Origin of the sequence: Halochromatium sp., from assembly GCF_046541315.1 — a bacterium.
GTDB lineage: Bacteria > Pseudomonadota > Gammaproteobacteria > Chromatiales > Chromatiaceae > Lamprobacter.
Window position 1 is genome coordinate 1 of record NZ_JBKHDN010000289.1, and the last position, 2,675, is coordinate 2,675.

Below are 2,675 nucleotides of genomic sequence, written 5' to 3' on the forward strand. Positions count from 1 at the left end.
CGGCGTTCCAGCCGAGCAGCAGGGGCAACAACGACGCCAGCACCCGGAGGGGACCCTGGGGCGTGGCTACCATGGGCGTGGCTACCATGGTCGGACCTCCTGTAGGCGACCGCCGCTTTCGCGCAGACGGCGCGCTTCCTCGAGCCGGAATTGATTGCGCATCAAGCGGGTCGGGTCGCCCTCGACCTGTCGCAGGCGCTGTTCCATGACCGCGAGGTCGGCGCCGAGCGCGGCCTCGCCATCGAGGCTGGGTCGCTCGCTCAATCCCTGTTCCGGATCCAGTGCCTGCCAGGGCAGGGCGCCCTGCTGATCGAAGCGATCGATGGCTTCGGAGGCCTGGTCGGCGGCGCCGAGATCGGGCTCGGCGGAGTCGCCGGCAGGGGGCCCGGTCGCGCTCCCGTCAATGCTCTCGGACGCTGGCGCGGACGCATCAGGCTCCTTGCCCGCGCCGCGCTCGCCGCGAGCCTCGCCGCCGCCCGTGCTCGGCGGTTGCTCCGCGCCCGGTTCGTCGCCTCCGGTCGGCTCGTCGGCGAGGTCCTGGTCATCGGGGTGCGCAGCGGTCTGCTCCTCGTCATCGCCGCTGGCACCGGGCTGTGCGCGCTGCTGATGCTCGGAGATGTCCGCCCCGTCTGCAACCTCCGGGGCATCCGTGCCGTTTGCGTCGGTCCGCGCATCGACCTGAGCGTGCGCGCCGGTCCGAGCTTGCGAGTTCTGGGACTGCTCCGATTGGCCGGGTTGATCGTCATCCTCGATCTCGTGGCCTTCCCGGGTCTCGCTGCTCTCGGCGCTTTCGCCGTCGGTACCCTTGCGGCTGTCTCGTCCATCGTCGCTGGCGTGATCCGCGCCGCCGCGTTCAGCGATAGCGGAATGCTCGTCGCCTTCGGCATCCGCTTGCGGTTCGCGTTGCTCGTCGCCGTCGCGCTCGCCATCTTGCGGGCCTGCTTCGGAGGCGGCGGTCTGGTTCTGATTCTGGTTTTGGGTCTGATCATCGGCTGCGCCTGGCTGCTCGCCCGCTTCCGCTGACGGCTGGCCCTGCTGCTGGCCCTGTTGCTGGCCCTGTTGCTGGCCCTGTTGCTCGCCCTGTTGCTCGCCCTGTTGCTCGCCCTGTTGCTCGCCCTGTTGCTCGCCTTGTTGCTGCTCGTCCTGTGGCTGCTCGCCGGATTGCGCTTGTGCTGATTGCTTGGATCGTTCCTGCTCGCCCTCTTGCTGTTGGGATGGCGCGGATGCCTCATCGCTCGCCTCGGTGTCATCCCGTTCCTGGGCGGTGTCCTGCTCCGACGCCCGTTCCTCCGTTGCCTGGCCCGCCGTCGGCTCGGTCTCCGACCTATCCTCTGGCGCCTCCTCCGGCACCTCGTCCGCCGCATCCTCTGGCTGGGGCTGCTGTTCCTCGGCGAAGGCCTCTTGCTCAAGGCGGGCCAGGCGCGCGCGTGCGAGCGCTAGATTGTGCAGCGCATCGTCGTGCGTTGGCTCGGTGCTCAGCACCTGCTCATAGGCGCTCACCGCGCCAGCGTAGTCGCCCTGGGCAAAGCGCGCGTTGCCCAGGTTGTAGCGCGCGGCGGTGCGCACGGCGGCGCGCTGCGGCTCGGCGAAGGCGGCCTCGGCCTCGGCATAACGACCGGCGCGATAGAGTGCGGCTCCGCGTCGAAAGGGATCGCTGAAGGCGACGGCGGCGGTTGCATGGGCGCCGTCCTCGTAGGCCGCGATCGCCTCTTGTTCGGTATTCTTGAACCAGCCGGCCTGTGCTGGGAGCGCGGTGGCGAGCAGGAACAGCGCGGCCAGAGGCCCGTGCTGGCGAAACGGTCGGGGGAGCGGCCGGCGATGGCGCCGATGCTGGGCGGGCGGTTGGCTCATGCCGACCTCCGTTCTTTGCCGGCGCTGGCCGCTCCGCGATTGGGGCCGAGCCAATCTCGGAAGCGGGGCAGCAACAACAGCAACAGCAACGCGACCGGAAGATAGAAACGCTCATGCCAGACGCGGGTGCGATCGCTGCTCGACGTCGCTGGCAGCCGGCCCTGGGCGGCCACCTCAAGGATCGCCTGGGTGTCGGCATCCCGATAATCGGCGCGCTGGTAGAGGCCCTGGCCGGCGGCGGCCAAGGCTTGGAGTTGCGCCTCGTCGAGGCGGGTGCGGACCGGCACGCCGTTCGGATCGACGAGCGCTCCGCGCTCGCCCGGCACCTCGGCGCCTTGCGGCGTGCCCACGCCGAGCACATGCAGCCGGATGCCGCGTTCGGCCAGCGCGCGCGCCCGCGCATCGAGTCCGGCTTCATCGAAATCGCCATCCGAGATCAGCAACAGCGACTTGGCGCTGTCCGCCGGGAGCGCGTCCAGCAATTGCTCGGCGCGCTCGAGCGCGGCCTGGAGTCGACTGCCTTGCAGTTGCGCGAGATCGCTCGACAAAGCCGGCAGCGCCAGCAGCAGCGCGCGGCTGTCCTCGGTCACCGGCGAGATGACATGCGGCACCGAGGCGAAGGCGATCAGCCCGAGGCGCAATCTGCGATTCTGGACGATGAGATCCTGGATCTCCTGGCGCGCCCGACCGAGCCGGCTCGGGGCCGTGTCGGTGGCGTCCATCGAGCGCGAGATATCCAGAAGGATCAGCAGATTGTCGCCGGGATGGAAGAGTTGCACCGAGGCATAGTCCCAACGCGGCCCGGCCAGCGCGGTGAGCAACAG

At 69.7% G+C, this 2,675-nt stretch carries 2 protein-coding genes; both read right to left on the bottom strand.

Annotated elements, in window-relative coordinates:
- Positions 1 to 81 precede the first annotated feature (81 nt).
- The gene (locus ACLFQI_RS13255) at positions 82 to 1,851 is read right to left on the bottom strand and encodes a tetratricopeptide repeat protein (RefSeq protein ID WP_410760027.1); all 1,770 of its coding nucleotides are present in this window, start codon (positions 1,849 to 1,851) and stop codon (positions 82 to 84) included.
- Positions 1,848 to 2,675 (bottom strand): VWA domain-containing protein (locus ACLFQI_RS13260; RefSeq protein ID WP_410760029.1); only part of this gene is annotated, 828 nt, incomplete at its 5' end. The genes ACLFQI_RS13260 and ACLFQI_RS13255, both read right to left, overlap by 4 nt.